The organism is Pseudomonas baetica, from assembly GCF_002813455.1.
GTDB classification, from domain to species: Bacteria; Pseudomonadota; Gammaproteobacteria; order Pseudomonadales; family Pseudomonadaceae; genus Aquipseudomonas; species Aquipseudomonas baetica.
Genome location: NZ_PHHE01000001.1, coordinates 4,915,826 through 4,934,124, shown reverse-complemented (window position 1 = coordinate 4,934,124; position 18,299 = coordinate 4,915,826). Strand labels below are relative to the sequence as shown.

Sequence of the window (18,299 nt, the reverse complement as noted above, 5' to 3'; positions counted from 1 at the left end):
TGAGGTTCGCTGACATCAGTCACCGAGCCAACCAGTCCAGGTATATGGCGCACAATGACTTCTAAAAATAATCCCGCCACTGCGGTATCCGATCTGACCCTGAGCCCTGCCGCGAACAGCTCGTCACCGTCGAAGCCATTGCCCCCCACGCGCCCGCTGGGTACCCAGCAATACCTGTATTTCACCGAAACCAATACCGACCGCATCCTCGATAACCTCGACGGCCTGCGTGACCTGGTGTTCCCGCGTCCGCCGCACCTGGAAGGCGACAACGAGCAGCACAACGATCAGGAATTCCCGTCGGTGTGCCTGATCGGCCTCGGTCGTTGCGGCTCCAACATCGCCCTCGACGTGGCGGAGCTGGTGTACAACGCGCGCAAGTTCTACCTCAACGAATTCAACAACGAAGATCGCCTGTCGCCGGACAAGCGCTACGCCGAAAAAGGCTACAGCCCGGCACAGTGGATCAAGAACAACCTGCGCATCGGTCCGAACAAATCCACCAAACCGGTGTTTCTGGTCGAGCCACTGGTGATGCTCGGCGACCTCGACAAGGACATCGCCGGGCGCATCCGTTTCTCGCGCAAAGGCGAAAAAAGCGGCTTCCTGCGCGACTACAGCAAAATGAAGATCATGGACTTGTCCGAAGTCCACGCCGGTGGCGCCGGTAACGCGCCGATCCTCGGCCAGTATCTGGCGAAGATCATCCTCAACAAGGACACCCAGCGCTTTTCCAGCCCGGACTGGAAAATGATCCACTCGTACCTGATCGACAGCTGCGGCATCAAGGCTAACCAGTCGCGCCTGTACTTCTCGATCTTCAGTGCCGGCGGCGGTACCGGTTCGGGCATGGCCTCGGAATTCGGCCTGGCCCAGCAGCACTCGTACATGAACAAGACGTTCGATACCAAACCAATGGACGAACATGACGGCAAGAGCGGTCATTCGTTCGTGTTCGAACCGATCTTCACCAGCGGCATCTGCGTGCTGCCGAATATTTCCGATCACCGCAGCGAAATGTCCGAGGCGCTGCACATCAACGCCGGTCGCCTGCTGTGCAAATATCTCTCGGAAGAATGGGATTTCTCCTACAACTTCGACAACGAAGACAGCAGCGAAGCCAGCGTCATGGGCCGAATCCGCCCGTGGAACGCAATGATGCTGATCTCCAACGACATCATGCGTTACGCCGAAGAGAGCGATGACGGCAACATCCAGAACATTGATGTCAATGCGATGGAAAAGCACGCCAACCAGTACATCTCGCAGCAGATCTTCAACATTCTGACGGCGCAGGCGGTCACCACCGACTACGACCAGAACTACTTCCGTCGTGCCGGCATCGACATCGGCGAAACCATTCGCCTGGACGCCAATGACCTGTTCATGAGCCTGGCCGGCCCGGTGGCGATTGCCTACGCCGAATCGGTGGTGCCGGAAACCCCGCCACCGAGCAGCGACAAGTTCAAGGTGTTCGATAAAGAACCGCAGCGTCTGAACATCGACGACTTGTTCTTCCGTTCGATCGACCTGCCGCACTTCAACAAGGTTACCCAGGCCATCGAAGGCATCAGCCTGTTGCCGATCGAGTCCAAGCGCTATCGCGCTTCGCTTGAGCAGTACAAGAATTCCGGCTACGACGCGGCGGCACTGCACGACCTGCACTTCTTCAAGAACTGCTCGTCGGTGGTCTCGATCGTTTCGCTGCCCAAAGACTACAAGCTGTCGTACATGGATTTGAACCGGTTGAAGACCCACCTCAACAGCCTGTTCCCGAATACCACGCTCAAGCGTTACGCGCTGGTCATCGGTGCTTCAGCCAACCTGTCGTTGACCACGTTGATTGCCAAGAGCCCGTGCCTGTCGGATGACTTCCTGACCTTGATCGTGGCGTTCATCAAGCGCTGCTTCGCGAAGAACCCGTACCGTTTCGACGAGACCCTGGACAACTCGATCCTCGACTTCATCATCAATGAAGAATTCGACGAAGACCGCATCGACGAGTTGCTCAATGAGTTCGAGAACCCGGCGAAGATCCTCGACACCAACTGGTACGCGATCAAGCCGATGTACGAGAAGAAGTACCGCGAGCTGATCAACGACAAAGAGAAGTTTGTCTCGATCAACGACATTCGTCTGTCGCGTGATTGCGTGAAGAAATCGATCAAGTACCTGCGCGAGATTTACCGTCACCGGATTGGCAAGACCAAGGTTATTTCCCTCAATAACCATACCGGCAAGTCTTACTCGGTCTAATCCAGAACCGAGTCGCCCCATTCGCGAGCAGGCTCGCTCCCACAGGGAAATGCATTCCAAATGTGGGAGCGAGCCTGCTCGCGAAGAGGCCACTCCAGAAACCGCAAACCTTCATTGCCAACATCCAGAAACAATTAAGCAGCCGTTAGGCTGCTTACTAAACTGTTCCCGTTACGTTTACGTCACCGTGATGCCACCCCGGCTTGTGGCCTTTCTCCACGGCAAGGTGCCATCACGCTACTCCGCTACACACTTTTCACTGACCGCCGCACGCACCAACAAGGTGCAGTCACTCAGGCCGCCGCCCTTTCCTGGATCATAATCCACGGCGAAACCACCACCGCCCACAGCTGCGGATCACGTTCGAAAAGATCCAGCGCCCGCGTTTCAGACAGCTTGGCGACCTTGTCTTCAGCCAGCCAGGCAGCGACTTTCTCGCCCTCATCCGATGCCACGGCCTCGGCGGCGGCGATCAAATCCAGGCTTGGGTCGACCCACAATAGGGCACCCTTGGCGAAGAACGGCTCCAGCTCTTTCCAGGTAATAGATGCGGTTTCACCAAGCAGCTTGGCATAGAGGGTGCTAGGTTCTTGATTCATGGGAACTGTCCGGAAAAGAAATCGACGCGAATAATAACGTTGGTGGTCCGCCAGAAAAACCCGGTTGCAAATGGCTTTACCGAACGAAAAGAGCAGGAACGCCAGGGAATGCTGCTGATTGGGATATATGCCCACGAACGCCCCGCCGCAATTCTGTCTTTTTCATTCAAAAATGCGACACCCCCAAGTTTTGCCCCTCGGCGCCCGCTTCCCAGGCAAACAACCGGCGCTCTACACTGTACCGGTACAGTTGCCGGGGGCATTTCCGGAGGGTATCGCAAAGATATCTGACCCGGTTCTGCTGCTACGGCGCCAGAACTCAAAAAAAATTACAACAGTAAGAGTGGAGCACTATGACTAAGGCTACTAAGCAGATTTCCAAACTGTTTGCCGCTATGGTTCTGGCCGGGGTTGCCAGCCATTCGTTCGCAGCTGACACCATCAAGATCGGTATCGCCGGTCCTAAAACCGGTCCAGTAGCCCAATACGGCGACATGCAGTTCAGTGGCGCAAAAATGGCCATCGAACAGATCAACGCCAAGGGCGGCGTCGACGGCAAGAAGCTCGAAGCCGTTGAATACGACGATGCCTGCGATCCGAAACAAGCCGTAGCGGTCGCGAACAAGGTCGTCAACGACGGCGTCAAATTCGTGGTCGGTCACCTGTGCTCCAGCTCCACTCAACCGGCTTCGGACATCTACGAAGACGAAGGCGTGATCATGATCACTCCAGCTGCCACCAGCCCGGACATCACCGCCCGTGGTTACAAAATGATCTTCCGTACTATCGGTCTGGACAGCGCCCAGGGCCCTGCCGCCGGTAACTACATCGCCGATCACGTCAAACCGAAAATCGTCGGCGTCCTGCACGACAAGCAGCAGTACGGTGAAGGCATCGCCACCGCCGTCAAATCGACCCTTGAGAAGAAAGGCACCAAAGTTGCCGTATTCGAAGGCGTCAACGCTGGCGACAAAGACTTCTCGGCGATCATTGCCAAGCTCAAGCAAGCCAACGTCGACTTCGTTTACTACGGCGGCTACCACCCAGAGCTGGGTCTGATCCTGCGTCAAGCTCAGGAAAAAGGCCTGAAAGCCAAGTTCATGGGTCCAGAAGGCGTGGGCAACGACTCGATCACCCAGATCGCCAAAGACGCTGCCGAAGGCCTGCTGGTAACCCTGCCGAAATCCTTCGACCAGGACCCTGCCAACATCGCCCTGGCCGATGCCTTCAAAGCGAAGAAAGAAGACCCGAGCGGCCCGTTCGTGTTCCCGTCCTACTCGGCGGTTGAAGTGATTGCCGAAGGCATCAAGGCAGCCAAGTCCGAAGACGCGACCAAAGTGGCTGAAGCCATTCACGCCGGGACCTTCAAGACCCCGACTGGCGACCTGAGCTTCGACGCCAAAGGTGACCTCAAAGACTTCAAATTCGTGGTCTACGAGTGGCACAACGGCAAACCGAAAACTGAAGTGTCGCCTCAGTAAGGCACGGCCGAACTGACTGCCAATAAAGCCCACGGCGTGCCGTGGGCTTTGTTTTACGAATGTAAGGGCCGCGCTGGCGTGATCCGCCAGTCTCCCCACCTGAAAATCTCAAAACCGTCATCAGCGGTTCGCTGGCAAACCCCGGATTCGAAGTGGATACAGATCCACGGGGCCGGGCGGGAAAATGACTCCACCAGTGAAATGCGTATCAGGTTTTTAGGAGCGCTGTAATGCCTGACATCTATCACTTCTTCCAACAGCTGGTTAACGGCCTCAACGTTGGCAGCATGTATGCCCTGATCGCCATCGGCTACACGATGGTTTACGGCATCATTGGAATGATCAACTTCGCTCACGGCGAGGTCTACATGATCGGCTCTTATGTGGCGTTCATCGCCATCGCCGGGCTGACCATGATGGGACTCGACAGTGTCCCGCTGTTGATGACGGCGGCGTTCATCGCCAGCATCGTCGTCACCAGCTCCTACGGTTACAGCATCGAACGCATTGCCTACCGCCCGTTGCGCGGCAGCAACCGTCTGATCCCGCTGATTTCCGCCATCGGTATGTCGATCTTCCTGCAGAACACGGTTCTGCTGGCGCAAGACTCCAAGGACAAAGCAATCCCCAACCTGATTCCGGGCAACATTGCCTTCGGCCCAGGTGGTGCACAAGAAGTGCTGATTTCCTACATGCAAATCGTGGTGTTCGTGGTGACCCTGATCGCCATGCTCGGCCTGACGCTGTTCATCTCCCGCTCTCGCCTGGGTCGCGCTTGCCGCGCCTGTGCCGAAGACATCAAGATGGCCAACCTGCTGGGTATCAACACCAACAACATCATCGCCCTGACCTTCGTCATTGGTGCTGCGCTGGCGGCGGTTGCTGCTGTGCTGCTGAGCATGCAATACGGGGTGATCAACCCGAACGCAGGTTTCCTCGTCGGCCTCAAGGCCTTTACCGCTGCGGTACTGGGCGGCATCGGCAGCATCCCCGGCGCCATGCTCGGCGGGCTGGTGCTTGGGGTAGCGGAAGCCTTTGGCGCCGATATCTTTGGCGACCAGTACAAGGACGTCGTGGCATTCGGCTTGTTGGTTCTGGTGCTGTTGTTCCGTCCGACCGGGATTCTGGGCCGTCCGGAGGTTGAGAAAGTATGACTAGGAATCTTAAACAGGCGCTGTTCAGTGCGCTCTTGGTTTGGGCAGTTGCGTATCCTGTGCTCGGACTGAAACTGACCATCGTCGGCATCAACCTGGAAGTGCACAACACCAGCCCGGCCGTGCTGGCGACTATCGCCATCTGTTCGGTACTGATGTTTTTGCGCGTGCTGTTCAACCAGCAGATCAGCAAGGCCTGGCGTGCTTCGCCGGGCATGCCGCTGATCCCGGCCAAGGCCAGCAACTTCCTGACCCTGCCAACCACCCAGCGCTATTTCATCATTGCGCTGATTCTGCTGGCGCTGGTGTGGCCGTTCTTCGGCTCCCGTGGCGCGGTGGACATTGCTACGCTGATCCTGATCTACGTGATGCTCGGCCTTGGCCTGAACATCGTCGTCGGTCTGGCCGGTCTGCTCGACCTGGGTTACGTCGGTTTCTATGCCGTCGGCGCCTACAGCTACGCGTTGCTGTCGCACTACTACGGCCTGAGCTTCTGGATCTGCCTGCCGATCGCCGGCCTGATGGCGGCGACGTTCGGCTTCCTGCTGGGCTTCCCGGTGTTGCGTCTGCGCGGTGACTATCTGGCGATCGTGACCCTCGGCTTCGGCGAGATCATCCGTCTGTTCCTGCGTAACCTGACCGATATTACTGGGGGCCCGAACGGCATCAGCAACATCGAGAAACCGACGTTCTTCGGCCTGACCTTTGAACGTAAGGCCGCAGAAGGCATGCAAACCTTCCACGAGTACTTCGGCCTGCAATACAACTCGATCAACAAGGTGATCTTCCTCTACCTCGTTGCCCTGTTGCTGGCGCTGGCGGCATTGTTCGTCATCAACCGCCTGCTGCGCATGCCGATCGGCCGTGCGTGGGAAGCGCTGCGTGAAGACGAAATCGCCTGCCGCGCACTCGGTCTCAACCCGACGATCATCAAACTGTCCGCGTTCACCCTCGGTGCTGCGTTCGCCGGTTTCGCCGGCAGCTTCTTCGCCGCCCGTCAGGGCCTGGTGACGCCGGAATCGTTCACCTTCATCGAGTCGGCGATCATCCTCGCCATCGTCGTGCTGGGTGGCATGGGTTCGCAACTGGGCGTGATTCTCGCGGCCGTGGTGATGATCCTGTTGCCGGAAATGATGCGTGAGTTCAGTGAGTACCGCATGTTGATGTTCGGTGCCCTGATGGTGTTGATGATGATCTGGCGTCCACAAGGTCTGCTGCCGATGCAACGCCCACACATGGAGTTGCGAAAATGAGCCGCGAGATACTTAAAGTCGAAAACCTGAGCATGCGCTTCGGCGGCTTGCTGGCGGTCAATGGCGTGGCCCTGACCGTCAAAGAGAAACAAGTGGTCGCACTGATCGGGCCCAATGGCGCGGGCAAGACCACCGTGTTCAACTGCCTGACCGGTTTCTATCAGCCATCGGGCGGCAGCATTCTGCTCGACGGTGAACCGATCCAGGGTTTGCCTGGGCACAAGATCGCCCTCAAAGGCGTGGTGCGCACTTTCCAGAACGTGCGGTTGTTCAAGGACATGACAGCGGTAGAGAACCTGTTGATCGCCCAGCACCGTCACCTGAACACCAACTTCCTGTCCGGCCTGTTCAAGACCCCGGCGTTCCGCAAAAGCGAGCGCGAGGCGATGGAATTTGCCGAGTACTGGCTGGAAAAGGTCAACCTCAAGGAGTTCGCCAACCGTCCCGCCGGCACCCTGGCCTACGGTCAGCAGCGTCGTCTGGAAATCGCCCGCTGCATGATGACCCGCCCGCGGATCCTCATGCTCGACGAACCGGCCGCAGGGCTCAACCCGAAGGAAACCGAAGACCTCAAGGCGCTGATCGGCGTGCTGCGTGAAGAGCACAACGTCACCGTGCTGCTGATCGAACACGACATGAAGCTGGTCATGAGCATTTCCGACCACATCGTCGTGATCAACCAGGGCACGCCTCTGGCTGACGGCACGCCGGAACAGATTCGCGACAATCCTGAAGTGATCAAAGCCTACCTGGGGGAAGCGTAAATGCTGCAGTTCGAAAACGTTTCCACCTTCTACGGCAAGATCCAGGCCCTGCACAGCGTCAACGTCGAAGTCCGTCAGGGCGAGATCGTGACCCTGATCGGCGCCAACGGTGCCGGCAAGTCCACGCTGCTGATGACGCTGTGCGGTTCGCCGCAAGCGCACAGCGGCAGCATCCGCTACATGGGTGAGGAACTGGTCGGCCAGGACTCGTCGCAGATCATGCGTAAAAGCATCGCCGTGGTGCCGGAAGGTCGTCGGGTGTTTGCCCGTCTGACCGTCGAAGAAAACCTGTCTATGGGCGGTTTCTTCACCGACAAGGGCGACTATCAGGAACAAATGGACAAGGTTCTCGGACTTTTCCCACGCCTGAAAGAGCGCTTCGCCCAACGCGGCGGCACCATGTCCGGCGGCGAGCAGCAAATGCTCGCCATCGGCCGTGCGCTGATGAGCAAGCCGAAACTGCTGCTGCTCGACGAGCCATCACTGGGCCTGGCACCGATCATCATCCAGCAGATCTTCGACATCATCGAACAGCTGCGCAAGGACGGTGTGACGGTGTTCCTGGTCGAGCAAAACGCCAACCAGGCGCTGAAAATCGCCGATCGCGCGTACGTTCTGGAGAACGGCCGCGTCGTGATGCAGGGCACCGGTGAAGCGCTGCTGACCGACCCGAAAGTGCGCGAGGCGTATCTGGGCGGTTGAGTCTTTTCACCCAACAAAAAAACGGCCTTCGGGCCGTTTTTTTATGCGCACCAAAAACCTCGAACCCACCGAAAATCCCTTGTAGGAGTGAGCCTGCTCGCGATCGCGTCGAGTCAGGCACCACTGATGCAGAATGACACAACACCATCGCGAGCAGGCTCGCTCCTACAGTGGAGGGTCAGTACGGGTTGCAGTGCTGCGCTAGCGCCGTCGCCTGATCGACGTAAGGCCGGGCCGGCTCAAGGTTCCACTCTGGCTTGTTGCGCACAGGCTTGCCCTCGTAGGTCGCCGCCAGATGGCAGACCATCTGCCGACGCAGTGACCCGCCATTGACGCTGTACTGCCGCCATTGCTGATCGTCCTTGTGCTTGTTGTACAGCTCGGCAAACATCCGGTCGGTCTGGTCATCCTTGATAGCGCGCCCGCAAGCGGTTGGCACTACTGAAAGCGACCAGGTGTTCGGCCCCAGTTTCGGATCGGGGCGTTGTACCCAGGTGCTCGACTCGATGTACCTCTCACAGAACTGCGTCGGCGCCGGTGCGCTTTGCACACACGAGAACGTGGCCTTGGCGGTAGGGGTTCGCGGGAAATCGATCTTGACGATGTTGCGATCCTTGCCGGTCTTGGCTTTGTAGTCGCGCTGATTGGCCAAGGCATCGTTCAAGCCGCGCTGATCGCTGTAAAAAAACGCCAGAATCGGTAGTTCATCGGTTTTCGGGTTGCCCAGACGCAGTTCAGTCTGGGTTTGAAACTCACGACTATTGATAACTTTGCGCGCCCCCAGGAAGTTGCGAAAGGCATCGACCCGTTCCTTGCTGCTCATCGGATTGCGCATGTTGAAACCGCATTGCAACTGGTCTTGCTGACGGTTGTTGTTGAATTTGCTGAAGTGCGCCACCCAGGCATTCGGGCTAAGGATGGGCGGTGCCATGGCCTGGCAAACGGCCTCGGTCGGGGCGGTGTTTTTGTTGTCGCCACAGCCTCGGTCATTGCGAAAGTCAGTCCAGGCATCGTTGGGAAACGCGCAATAGACATGCACTGGAGTCTCGGGGTCGCGTATCAGATCTCTTGGCGTGATGAGGTAGCCGTTCTGCGTGCTCATGCCGGGGTCTTCATAGCTGATGCCATCGGCGCGCATATACGAGGCGGCAAACGTCCCCAACTCCACGGCTTTCGGGCTGGGATTCCACACATCCCATTTCTGCCCCTTGGCCGGATCGGCGCGGTGAGTCCCCCTCACCAACAGTCCGGAACAGTCTGACGCAGGGTCCTGACCGCAGCTGTCGACGGTCTTGTTGTACAACGACTCAACCTTCTTCAACGTCTCATCGCATGACTCGGCATTGGCCCATGTCGCCTGCACCAGCAGGGGAAACATGAGAAATGGTGCGATCCTGTTCAATCGTTTTTTCATGGCTTGTATCTCCTTATCAGCCAACACACATCTTTAACGCGGGACTGGATTACAGCCCGCAGCCCGCATCTCGCTCTCGGATAACGCCGGCCGGAAAGGCTCGAGATTCCATGGCGTCTTGTTTCGGTAATTGACCAGAACGCAGCTCAATTGCTGACGCATGCTGCCGGCGGCCTTTTCATTGTCGCGCCAGTTGTTGTCCGCGCCTTTGAGGGCGAACAACTGGTCGTACAAGGCACCGATCTGCTCATTGGCCAAGGCGCGTCCCGCCGCCGTGGGCACCACGCTCAAGCTCCATTCATCCTGACGGGTGCCGGGGTCAAAGCGTTTGATCCAGTCGGCGGAGGCGATGTATCGCGGCGTCGCGACCGGTACTGGATTACAACCGGCCTTCGCCGCCTCCTGAGCACTGACCACAGGCCGGAACGGCTCCAGATTCCACTCGGTCTTGGCCGGGTAGTTCTGCACCAGACACGCCAGTTGCTGGCGCATGCTGCCCGTTGATTTCTCGTGGTCGCGCCATTGGCTGTCAGCCCCGCGCAGCGCAAACAGCTCTTTGTACAAGGCCTCCTGGTCGCTGGACTGAATCGCTTTGCCTTGGGCAGTGGGTGTGACCTTGAGCGACCATTCGTTTTTTTTGCTGCCCGGGTCATAACGCTCGATCCAGGCTGCGTCAGCAATGTAGTGGGGGGCCGGGGCAGCACCCACTACCATTTCGTCTATCGCCTGATCCGCAGCGATATAGCTGAAACGCTGCTCAGGCGGTTTGGTGAAATCCAGTCGCAAAATCGGTACGTTGTAGCCTTGCGTCTTTAGTTTCTTCTGGAAATTGCGCGCGCTGTTCAGGCCGTTTTCCGGTTTTGGTGGTGCCTGATCGCCGCGGGTGGCGAAGTTCTGCGTGCTGTTGACGTTGTAAATGAAGGCGTCGATGTACTTCATGTTTTCGCTGCCGTCGTTGGTCGCCGTGGCATTTTTCAACATGAATTCGTTGACTTGGGCGCTGAAGGCAAACGGGTCTTTGTTAGTGGTGTTCGGCCGCGACTCGTGCACCCGGATCATCGCGTGCCAATCGCCGGGTTTCTCCGCATTCCATGAGCACTGGCTGTATTGAATCGGGCCCTTCATCAGTCCGGTGTACTTCTGCGTCCATTGCTCGGCAGTGGTGACACCGGCCTCGGCACAAGTGCCATAGGCCAGCGCGGCATTGCGATTGTTCATCACGCCCTGGGCCGCATGCGGCGGCTCGCGGCTGTCGAAAAAGCCGCAGCCGTACCACTTTCGCTCGGGTCCGGTGCCGCCATCAAAAGCGTAAATGCAGGTGAAGCCCTGCTCCTTGACCGGCAGATTCAACGTCGCAGCATCGGTGGGCGTGCGCAGGATCAAGCCAGCCGGGTGAATAAGGATTCGAGTGCTCAGGTCCTTGCGGATCCAGGAGTAGGACGTCGCCCCGATCTTGACCGCGTACGGGCTGTAATCCCAAGGATTGAAAGGCCCGTCGTTGACCATGCGCAAGGTCACGCCGCTGCAATAGTAGAGGCCGCGCGCGGCACCGGTGTCGGGTTCCTGGCAAGCGTCTTTGAGGGTGTTGTAGTTGTGGTTGATGCGTTTGAGCGTGTCTAGCGGATCGAGCGATGGCTGGGCGGCGACCGTACTGAACAGCAAGGAAAGAGTGCAGGCCAGAGCGAAAGATGAAGTCTTGCGCAATAGCACACCTGAGTCTGAGCAATCCTTTGTCATAAATACCGTCCTGGTAAATCGGCCTGTCACAGTGGCCGTTGAAATGACTATAGAAGACGTCACTGTAGGAGCTGCCGCAGGGTTTTGCATATTTTCTGAAAAAAGTTTGAGGGTCGCTGTAACGCATCGCCACCTCGCTTCTCTAGTGGGGTAAGCAAGCGCACTTCGCTTGTAAACCCAAGCTCAAATCGGAGAAACATCATGACTGCTACCACCCGCACCCTGTCCGCTACCGCCCTGGTTCTGGCCCTGGGTTCTGCCCTGAGTATCGCCGCTGTTTCCACCGTCCACGCTGCTGACGCCGACATGGAAAAATGCTTCGGCGTAGCCATGAAAGGCAAGAACGATTGCGCCGCAGGCGCGGGCACCACTTGTGCCGGCACATCAAAAACGGACTATCAGGCCAACGCCTGGAAACTCGTGCCAAAAGGCACCTGCACCACCACCGAAAGCAAGACCTCGCCGACCGGTTTCGGCCAGATGGAAGCGTTCAAAGCCAAGTCCTGATCCGTCGGCTGCCTGAGTAACGATCATGTTCACACCCCAAGACCATGCCCAGTCCTGCACTCAGGCAGCCCGCTCAGGGCTCCCGCCCCGTGCCGGGCTGGGGCTCAAGACCGGGCACTTTCGTGAAGTGCTCGGCTCATCACCGGACATCGGCTTCTTCGAAGTCCACGCCGAAAACTACATGGTGGCCGGCGGCCCGTTTCATCATTTTCTGGGATTGATTCGCGAGCAGTATCCACTGTCACTTCACGGCGTTGGGCTGTCCATCGGGGCCGAAGGGCCGCTGGACATTGAACATCTGCAACGCCTGAAGGATCTGATCGAGCGTTATCAACCGCACTCCTTTTCCGAACACCTGGCCTGGTCGAGCCATGGCCCGGTGTTCCTCAATGATCTGCTGCCCCTGGCCTATGACACGCCGACGCTGAACCGCGTTTGCGCGCATATCGATCAGGTGCAGAACACGCTCAAGCGGCCCATGCTGCTGGAAAATCCGGCGACCTATCTGGCCTTTCAACGCTCGACCATCGATGAGGCGGACTTCATTGCCGAAGTCATCCGCCGCAGCGGCTGCGGGTTGTTGCTGGACGTCAATAACGTCTACGTCTCGTGCATCAATCATCAGCGCGATCCAATCGCCTATCTCGATGCCCTGCCGTTGCACGCTGTCGGTGAGATTCATCTGGCCGGTTTTGCCGAAGACTCCGACAGCCTCGGTGACCGCTTGCTGATCGATGATCACGGTGCGCCGATCGATCAAGCGGTCTGGAGCCTGTACCGGCAAGTGCTGGAACGGATCGGCCCGGTGGCAACGTTGATCGAACGTGACAATCAGGTGCCCGCGTTCAACGTTTTGCTGGCCGAGGCGCAACAGGCCGAGGCGTTATTGGTAGATGCGGGGGGGCGATCATGAGCACTCAAGCCGACTTCACGGCAGCCCTGCTCAATGTGCAATTGCCCTGCCCCGAAGGCCTGTGCAGCGCCAACGGTGCCGATCCCGCCAGTCGTTTCTCGGTGTACCGCAACAATGTGCAGAGCTCGTTGATCAACGCACTGCGCGACAGTTATCCGGTGGTTGCGCAGTTGGTTGGCGAGGAATTTTTCCGCGCCATGGCGGCTGTATTCGTACAACGCCAGCCACCACAAAGTCCGTTGATGGGCCGCTACGGCGAAGGTTTTTCGGACTTCATTTCAACGTTTGAACCGGCCTCAAGCGTGCCGTATCTGGCCGACGTGGCGCGCCTTGAGCAGTTGCGCACCCTCGCCTATCACGCTGCCGACGCAAGCCCGATCCGGCCGGAACAGCTCGCCGCTGCGCTGAATGACCCTCAAGCCCTGAGCGAGCTTGGATTCGAGCTCCACCCTTCCCTGCATCTGCTCGATTCAACCTGGTCAGTGGTCGCGATCTGGGCTGCGCATCAGCGCGAGGCCACGCTGGAAGGCATCGACCTCAACCACGGACAACACGCACTGGTGTTGCGCAACGATCTCGACGTCGAGGTCTTTGCCCTTGATCACGGCGCCAGCGTCTTCATCCGGAATTTGCTCGCTGGCCAGCCGCTATTGGCAGCGGCAGAAAACAGCCCTGTATTTGATCTCGGCCAGACCCTGGGACTGTTGATTGCCCACAACGCCATCACCCAACTGAACAACAAGGAATCGCCATGAACTGCCTCATCACCCGCGCCATCAAACTACTGGAAAGAATCCCCCACAGCCTGATCGCATTCATTGCGCGTTTCTCGATTGCCGCGGTGTTCTGGAAGTCCGGGCAGACCAAGGTTGAGGGCCTGGCCATCGATCTGTTCGACGGCACCTTCGAGCTGGGCTGGCCGCGTCTGGCAGACTCAACGATTCCGCTGTTCAAGAGCGAATACCACGTACCGCTGCTGTCGCCGGAAATCGCCGCGCATATGGCCGCGTTTGCCGAGCACTTGTTCCCGATGCTGATCCTGATCGGTTTCGCTACGCGGTTTTCGGCGCTGGCGTTGCTGGGAATGACTTTGACCATTCAGTTGTTCGTGTATCCGGATGCCTACCCGACTCATGGCACGTGGGCAGCGGTGTTGCTGTATCTGATGGCGACAGGACCGGGGAAATTGTCGATCGATCATCTGATCGCCAGACACTACAACCGTTGAATAGCTGAAGCGTCTGAAACAGCTGAACGCTTCGAATCCCTGAAACCCCTGTAGGAGCTGCCGAAGGCTGCGATCTTTTGATCTTGAAAATCTAAAGATCGCAGCCTTCGGCAGCTCCTACAGGGGCTCTTCACTGTTGCTGGGATAGGCGATCCAGCGCCTCACCGCTGCGCTTGAACCAGCCGATCAGATAGTCCGCCAACACCTGCGTACGTTTCGGTAATCCGCCCTGATACGGATGCACCAGATACATCGGCATGCGCCGGGTCTGGTAATCGCGCAGAAGCCAGCGCAGTCGCCCGTCAGCCAATTCCGCCTGCAGCAGGTACGAAGGCAACCGGGCGATGCCGGCCCCGGTCAGCGCGGCTTTCTTCAGCAGGTTGTAATGATTGCTGGCAAACGGCCCCGACACCCGCACCCGCAGCAATTCGTGTTGCTGGTGATACAGCCATTCCTCGCGACCACTGTAGTGGCTGTTGAGCAGACACCGGTGTTCGGCTAATGCCTGCGGCGTCTGCGGCTCGCCGAAGCGTTCGAGATAGGCCGGGCTGGCGCAGGTCATTTCCTGCCAGGCCAACAGCGGCTTGGCGACCAAGCGTTCGTCATTGGCCACCTCGCTACGGATCGCCAAATCAAAACCGTCCCGGGACAGATCGCGATAGCTGTTGTTCAGCTCCAGTTCGATCTGCACCTCGGGATACTTTTGCGAAAACTCCAGCAGCAGACCATCGAAGAAGGTTTCCCCCAGCGACACCGGAACCGTCATACGCACCGGCCCGGCCATGTCGTCCTTCAATCGTGCCAAGGCCTGACGCGCTCTCTCGACCTGGACTACAAGGGCCTGGGCTTGTGGCAACAATGCCGCGCCGGCTGCGGTCAGGCTCAGACGACGGGTCGTGCGTTGCAACAACACCACAGAAAACTGCGCTTCGAGCTGGCTGATGCGTTTGGACAGCTGGCCCTTGCTGCAGCCCAATTGCTGCGCCGCCAAGGTGAAACTGCCCGCTTCAATCAGCACTGCAAACGCGGCCAGATCATCCATCTCGCTCATGGATTGTTTCCATTTGAAAACCAAAGGTTGCCCATTAGCGCGCTTATCCCGAGAAAAAACCACTCTAGACTGCAACCTCGTTCAATCACTTGAGGCACAGCACGATGAAAATTCTGTTGATAGGCGCTGGCGGCACCATTGGTTCGGCCGTGGACAAAGAACTCTCGCAACGCCACGAAGTCATTCGTATCGGCCGCAACAGTGGTGATTTGCAGGTGGATATCAGCGACAGCGCATCGATCCGCAAACTCTTCGAACAGACCGGCAAGTTCGATGCACTGGTCTGCGCCGCCGGCAACGTTACCTTCGCTCCGCTGGGTGAAATGAACGAAGACACTTTCGCTCTGGGCTTGAAAGACAAGCTGATGGGCCAGGTCAACCTGTTGCTGATCGGCCGTGAGTTCGCCAACGACGGCGCCTCGTTCACCTTTACTACCGGCGTGCTCAGCCACGACCCGATCCGCAGCGGCGCCTCGGCAGCGCTGGTCAACGGTGCACTGGACAGCTTTGTTCGCGCCGCCGCCATCGAACTGCCACGCGGCCTGCGAGTGAACTCGATCAGCCCGACCGTGTTGCTGGAAGCCATGGACAGCTATGCCCCGTATTTCCGTGGTTACAAGCCGGTTCCTGCGGCTGATGTGGCGTTGGCCTACGCGAAAAGTGTCGAAGGCTTGCAGACAGGTCAGACATTTCACGTCGGATAAGATCAAAAGATCGCAGCCTGCGGCAGCTCCTACAGAGGTATTTGCGTTTCCCTGTAGGAGCTGCCGCAGGCTGCGATCTTTTGCATTTGCCTGACAGGCTGCGTAACGTGGCGGCACTTGTCTGGAGAGCCGAAGATGCGTGTTGCCCGTTCGTTAGTCGTTATTACCCTGCTTCCGCTGTTTGCCGCCTGCCAGTTGTTCGATGGCCAGCGTGAAAGTGCCTCGCATGTGGGGCAGACGCGGATGCAGGGGCAACTGACCGCGGCCGACGGCAAACTGGTGTTCCAGCCGTGTCAGGATCAAGGCCAATACGTGATCAACGACATCGGCGGCACCAGCGTCCTGCAAGAAGCCGCGACCCTGGCCGATGAGCAGGGCAAATTATTCGCCGACGTGCGCGGCAAGATCGCCGGTGACCGCCTCGACCTGGCCCAGTTATATCGCGTCGAGCGCTCCGGCACCGCGTGCGATGATCCCAATTTCAAACTGCTGATTCTGCGCGCCGCTGGTCATGGCCCGCAGTGGAACGTCAAAGTCAGCGGCCGTGGCATGGTCATCGACCGCGACGGTCAGCCACCACTCGCCGTGCCTTACGTTGAAGAACAATTGGGCGACGGCCGCTTCAATCTCAGCAGCGAAGCCAACAATCAGCGCATCGAATTGTGGGTCGCGCCGCAACGTTGCGTCGACAGCAGCAACGGCAGCGTGCAGCACATGAGCGCCGAATTGCGCATCGACGGCCAGGTGCAGCGTGGCTGCGGGTATTTCGGCGGATCGCGTAACGACTGAGCGTTTTAGCCTCACCGGATCCGGTCTTTGCGGCTTATAATCGCGGCCTTCAAACGCCCTGGCGCAGTTGTGCGCCCCGCGAACCCGGATCCTCGCCATGTTACGAATCACTGAACTCAAGCTGCCAATCGACCATCCCGAAGAAGACCTGCGCGTTGCCATCGTGCAGCGCCTGGGCATCGCCAGCGATGACCTGCTCGATTTCACCTTGTTCAAGCGCAGCTACGATGCGCGCAAAAAGTCCTCCGAACTGTGCTTCATCTACACCATCGACCTCAACGTGCGCGACGAGGCCAAGGTGTTGGGCAAGTTCGCCGACGACCGTAACGTCAACGTGGCGCCGGATGTCAGCTATAAATTCGTCGGTAAGGCGCCGAGCGACCTGAGCCAGCGCCCGATCGTGGTCGGTTTCGGCCCGTGCGGGATTTTCGCCGGCCTGTTGCTGGCACAAATGGGCTTCAAGCCGATCATCCTCGAACGCGGCACCGAAGTGCGCCAGCGCACCAAGGACACTTGGGGCCTGTGGCGTAAAAGCGTGCTCAACCCCGAGTCCAACGTGCAATTCGGCGAAGGCGGCGCAGGGACGTTCTCCGACGGCAAGCTGTACAGCCAGATCAAGGATCCGAAGTTCCTTGGCCGCAAAGTCCTGCACGAGTTCGTCAAGGCCGGCGCGCCGGAAGAGATTCTCTACGTCAGCAAGCCGCACATCGGCACGTTCCGTCTGACCGGCATGGTTGAAAACATGCGCGAGCAGATCCGCGAACTGGGCGGCGAAGTGCGCTTCCAGGAACGTGTCAGCGACGTGCTGATCGAAGACGGTCAATTGGTAGGCGTTCAATTGGCCAGCGGCGAAACCCTGCATTCGAAACACGTGGTTCTGGCCCTCGGCCACAGCGCCCGCGATACCTTCCGCATGCTCCACAGCCGTGGCGTGTTCATGGAAGCCAAGCCGTTCTCGGTGGGTTTCCGTATCGAACACCCGCAGTCGCTGATCGACCGTGCACGTCTGGGCAAGTACGCCGGCCACCCGAAACTCGGTGCTGCCGACTACAAACTGGTACACCACGCCAAAAACGGCCGCTCGGTCTACAGCTTCTGCATGTGCCCGGGCGGCACCGTGGTGGCGGCGACCTCCGAGCCAAACCGCGTGGTCACCAACGGCATGAGCCAGTACTCGCGTAACGAGCGCAACGCCAACTCCGGCATCGTCGTCGGCATCACCCCGGAAGTCGATTATCCGGGCGGCCCACTGGCCGGCATCGAGTTGCAGGAACGTCTGGAGTCCCACGCCTTCATTCTCGGCGGCAGCGACTACAAGGCCCCGGCGCAACTGGTCGGTGACTTCATCAACGACATTCCATCGACCGAACTGGGCGAAGTCGAGCCATCGTATAAACCGGGCGTGGCGCTGGGTGATCTGGCGTTGGCCTTGCCGGACTTTGCGATTGAAGCGATTCGTGAAGCATTGCCTGCATTCGAGAAGCAGATTCGCGGCTATTCGCTGCATGACGCGGTGTTGACCGGGATCGAGACGCGCACGTCTTCGCCACTGCGCATTACCCGCGACGAGACGTTGCAGAGCATGAACGTCAAAGGCCTGTTCCCGGCCGGTGAAGGTGCGGGGTATGCCGGTGGGATTCTGTCGGCGGGTGTGGACGGGATTCGGATCGCTGAAGCGGTGGCGCGGGACATCCTGGGCCTGGAAGCCTGATCAGCATTAGCTGACACAACACAAACTCCTGTGGGA

At 58.6% G+C, this 18,299-nt stretch carries 17 protein-coding genes; 13 read left to right on the top strand and 4 right to left on the bottom strand.

Annotation, left to right across the window (positions count from 1 at the left end; translation table 11 throughout):
• Nucleotides 1–54 precede the first annotated feature (54 nt).
• Nucleotides 55–2,256 (top strand): hypothetical protein, encoded by a 2,202-nt coding sequence (locus ATI02_RS22960; RefSeq protein WP_095188965.1) that lies wholly within the window; start codon nucleotides 55–57, stop codon nucleotides 2,254–2,256.
• A gap of 293 nt (nucleotides 2,257–2,549) precedes the next feature.
• Here the strand turns inward: ATI02_RS22960 and ATI02_RS22955 are convergent, their stop codons facing one another.
• Nucleotides 2,550–2,855 carry a DUF2288 domain-containing protein gene (locus ATI02_RS22955; protein WP_100847461.1) on the bottom strand — a complete coding sequence of 102 codons (306 nt, stop codon included), beginning with the start codon at nucleotides 2,853–2,855 and terminating at the stop codon, nucleotides 2,550–2,552.
• Between the two features lie 353 nt (nucleotides 2,856–3,208).
• On the opposite strand from ATI02_RS22955, the gene ATI02_RS22950 reads away from it, so the two are divergent.
• From ATI02_RS22950 to ATI02_RS22930, 5 genes are all read left to right on the top strand, one after another.
• On the top strand, nucleotides 3,209–4,336 hold the full coding sequence (locus tag ATI02_RS22950; protein WP_016986598.1) for a branched-chain amino acid ABC transporter substrate-binding protein: 1,128 nt from the start codon (nucleotides 3,209–3,211) through the stop codon (nucleotides 4,334–4,336).
• A gap of 230 nt (nucleotides 4,337–4,566) precedes the next feature.
• On the top strand, nucleotides 4,567–5,490 hold the full coding sequence (gene livH, locus ATI02_RS22945) for a high-affinity branched-chain amino acid ABC transporter permease LivH (RefSeq protein WP_007918526.1): 924 nt from the start codon (nucleotides 4,567–4,569) through the stop codon (nucleotides 5,488–5,490).
• Nucleotides 5,487–6,743 carry a high-affinity branched-chain amino acid ABC transporter permease LivM gene (locus ATI02_RS22940; RefSeq protein ID WP_095188963.1) on the top strand — a complete coding sequence of 419 codons (1,257 nt, stop codon included), beginning with the start codon at nucleotides 5,487–5,489 and terminating at the stop codon, nucleotides 6,741–6,743. Before livH ends, ATI02_RS22940 begins: the two co-directional genes overlap by 4 nt.
• Nucleotides 6,740–7,507 carry a high-affinity branched-chain amino acid ABC transporter ATP-binding protein LivG gene (gene livG, locus ATI02_RS22935; RefSeq protein WP_095188962.1) on the top strand — a complete coding sequence of 256 codons (768 nt, stop codon included), beginning with the start codon at nucleotides 6,740–6,742 and terminating at the stop codon, nucleotides 7,505–7,507. Before ATI02_RS22940 ends, livG begins: the two co-directional genes overlap by 4 nt.
• Entirely contained in the window at nucleotides 7,508–8,209 is a 702-nt protein-coding gene (locus ATI02_RS22930) for an ABC transporter ATP-binding protein (protein ID WP_095188961.1), read from the top strand. It begins immediately after the preceding gene.
• Nucleotides 8,210–8,387: 178 nt separating this feature from the next.
• Here ATI02_RS22930 and ATI02_RS22925 read toward each other — a convergent pair whose 3' ends face one another.
• Together ATI02_RS22925 and ATI02_RS22920 are read right to left on the bottom strand one after the other, a co-directional pair.
• Nucleotides 8,388–9,623: a DUF2599 domain-containing protein gene (locus ATI02_RS22925; RefSeq protein ID WP_100847460.1), complete on the bottom strand. Its 1,236-nt coding sequence runs from the start codon at nucleotides 9,621–9,623 to the stop codon at nucleotides 8,388–8,390.
• 33 nt (nucleotides 9,624–9,656) lie between these two features.
• The gene (locus ATI02_RS22920) at nucleotides 9,657–11,360 is read right to left on the bottom strand and encodes a DUF2599 domain-containing protein (RefSeq protein WP_100847459.1); all 1,704 of its coding nucleotides are present in this window, start codon (nucleotides 11,358–11,360) and stop codon (nucleotides 9,657–9,659) included.
• A 201-nt stretch (nucleotides 11,361–11,561) separates the two neighbouring features.
• On the opposite strand from ATI02_RS22920, the gene ATI02_RS22915 reads away from it, so the two are divergent.
• Genes ATI02_RS22915 through ATI02_RS22900 form a run of 4 tightly spaced genes read left to right on the top strand, consistent with a single transcriptional unit; the run spans nucleotide 11,562 to nucleotide 14,008 of the window.
• Complete coding sequence (locus ATI02_RS22915) at nucleotides 11,562–11,867, top strand: BufA1 family periplasmic bufferin-type metallophore (RefSeq protein ID WP_100847458.1); 306 nt, start codon at nucleotides 11,562–11,564, stop codon at nucleotides 11,865–11,867.
• A gap of 25 nt (nucleotides 11,868–11,892) precedes the next feature.
• Nucleotides 11,893–12,780, top strand: coding sequence for an MNIO family bufferin maturase (gene bufB, locus ATI02_RS22910; RefSeq protein ID WP_095188957.1), 888 nt, complete (start codon nucleotides 11,893–11,895; stop codon nucleotides 12,778–12,780).
• Nucleotides 12,777–13,535, top strand: coding sequence for an HvfC/BufC N-terminal domain-containing protein (locus ATI02_RS22905; RefSeq protein WP_095188956.1), 759 nt, complete (start codon nucleotides 12,777–12,779; stop codon nucleotides 13,533–13,535). The genes bufB and ATI02_RS22905 overlap by 4 nt, the downstream gene beginning before the upstream one ends.
• Entirely contained in the window at nucleotides 13,532–14,008 is a 477-nt protein-coding gene (locus tag ATI02_RS22900) for a DoxX family protein (protein WP_095188955.1), read from the top strand. The genes ATI02_RS22905 and ATI02_RS22900 overlap by 4 nt, the downstream gene beginning before the upstream one ends.
• Before the next feature lie 130 nt (nucleotides 14,009–14,138).
• Here the strand turns inward: ATI02_RS22900 and ATI02_RS22895 are convergent, their stop codons facing one another.
• The gene (locus ATI02_RS22895; protein ID WP_100847457.1) at nucleotides 14,139–15,059 is read right to left on the bottom strand and encodes a LysR family transcriptional regulator; all 921 of its coding nucleotides are present in this window, start codon (nucleotides 15,057–15,059) and stop codon (nucleotides 14,139–14,141) included.
• Nucleotides 15,060–15,163: 104 nt separating this feature from the next.
• On the opposite strand from ATI02_RS22895, the gene ATI02_RS22890 reads away from it, so the two are divergent.
• The 3 genes from ATI02_RS22890 to ATI02_RS22880 all read left to right on the top strand — a co-directional run bounded on the left by ATI02_RS22890 (nucleotide 15,164) and on the right by ATI02_RS22880 (nucleotide 18,263).
• On the top strand, nucleotides 15,164–15,763 hold the full coding sequence (locus ATI02_RS22890; RefSeq protein ID WP_100847456.1) for a short chain dehydrogenase: 600 nt from the start codon (nucleotides 15,164–15,166) through the stop codon (nucleotides 15,761–15,763).
• Between the two features lie 135 nt (nucleotides 15,764–15,898).
• On the top strand, nucleotides 15,899–16,552 hold the full coding sequence (locus ATI02_RS22885) for a COG3650 family protein (protein WP_100847455.1): 654 nt from the start codon (nucleotides 15,899–15,901) through the stop codon (nucleotides 16,550–16,552).
• 97 nt (nucleotides 16,553–16,649) lie between these two features.
• Nucleotides 16,650–18,263 carry an NAD(P)/FAD-dependent oxidoreductase gene (locus ATI02_RS22880; protein WP_095188952.1) on the top strand — a complete coding sequence of 538 codons (1,614 nt, stop codon included), beginning with the start codon at nucleotides 16,650–16,652 and terminating at the stop codon, nucleotides 18,261–18,263.
• Nucleotides 18,264–18,299: the final 36 nt, after the last annotated feature.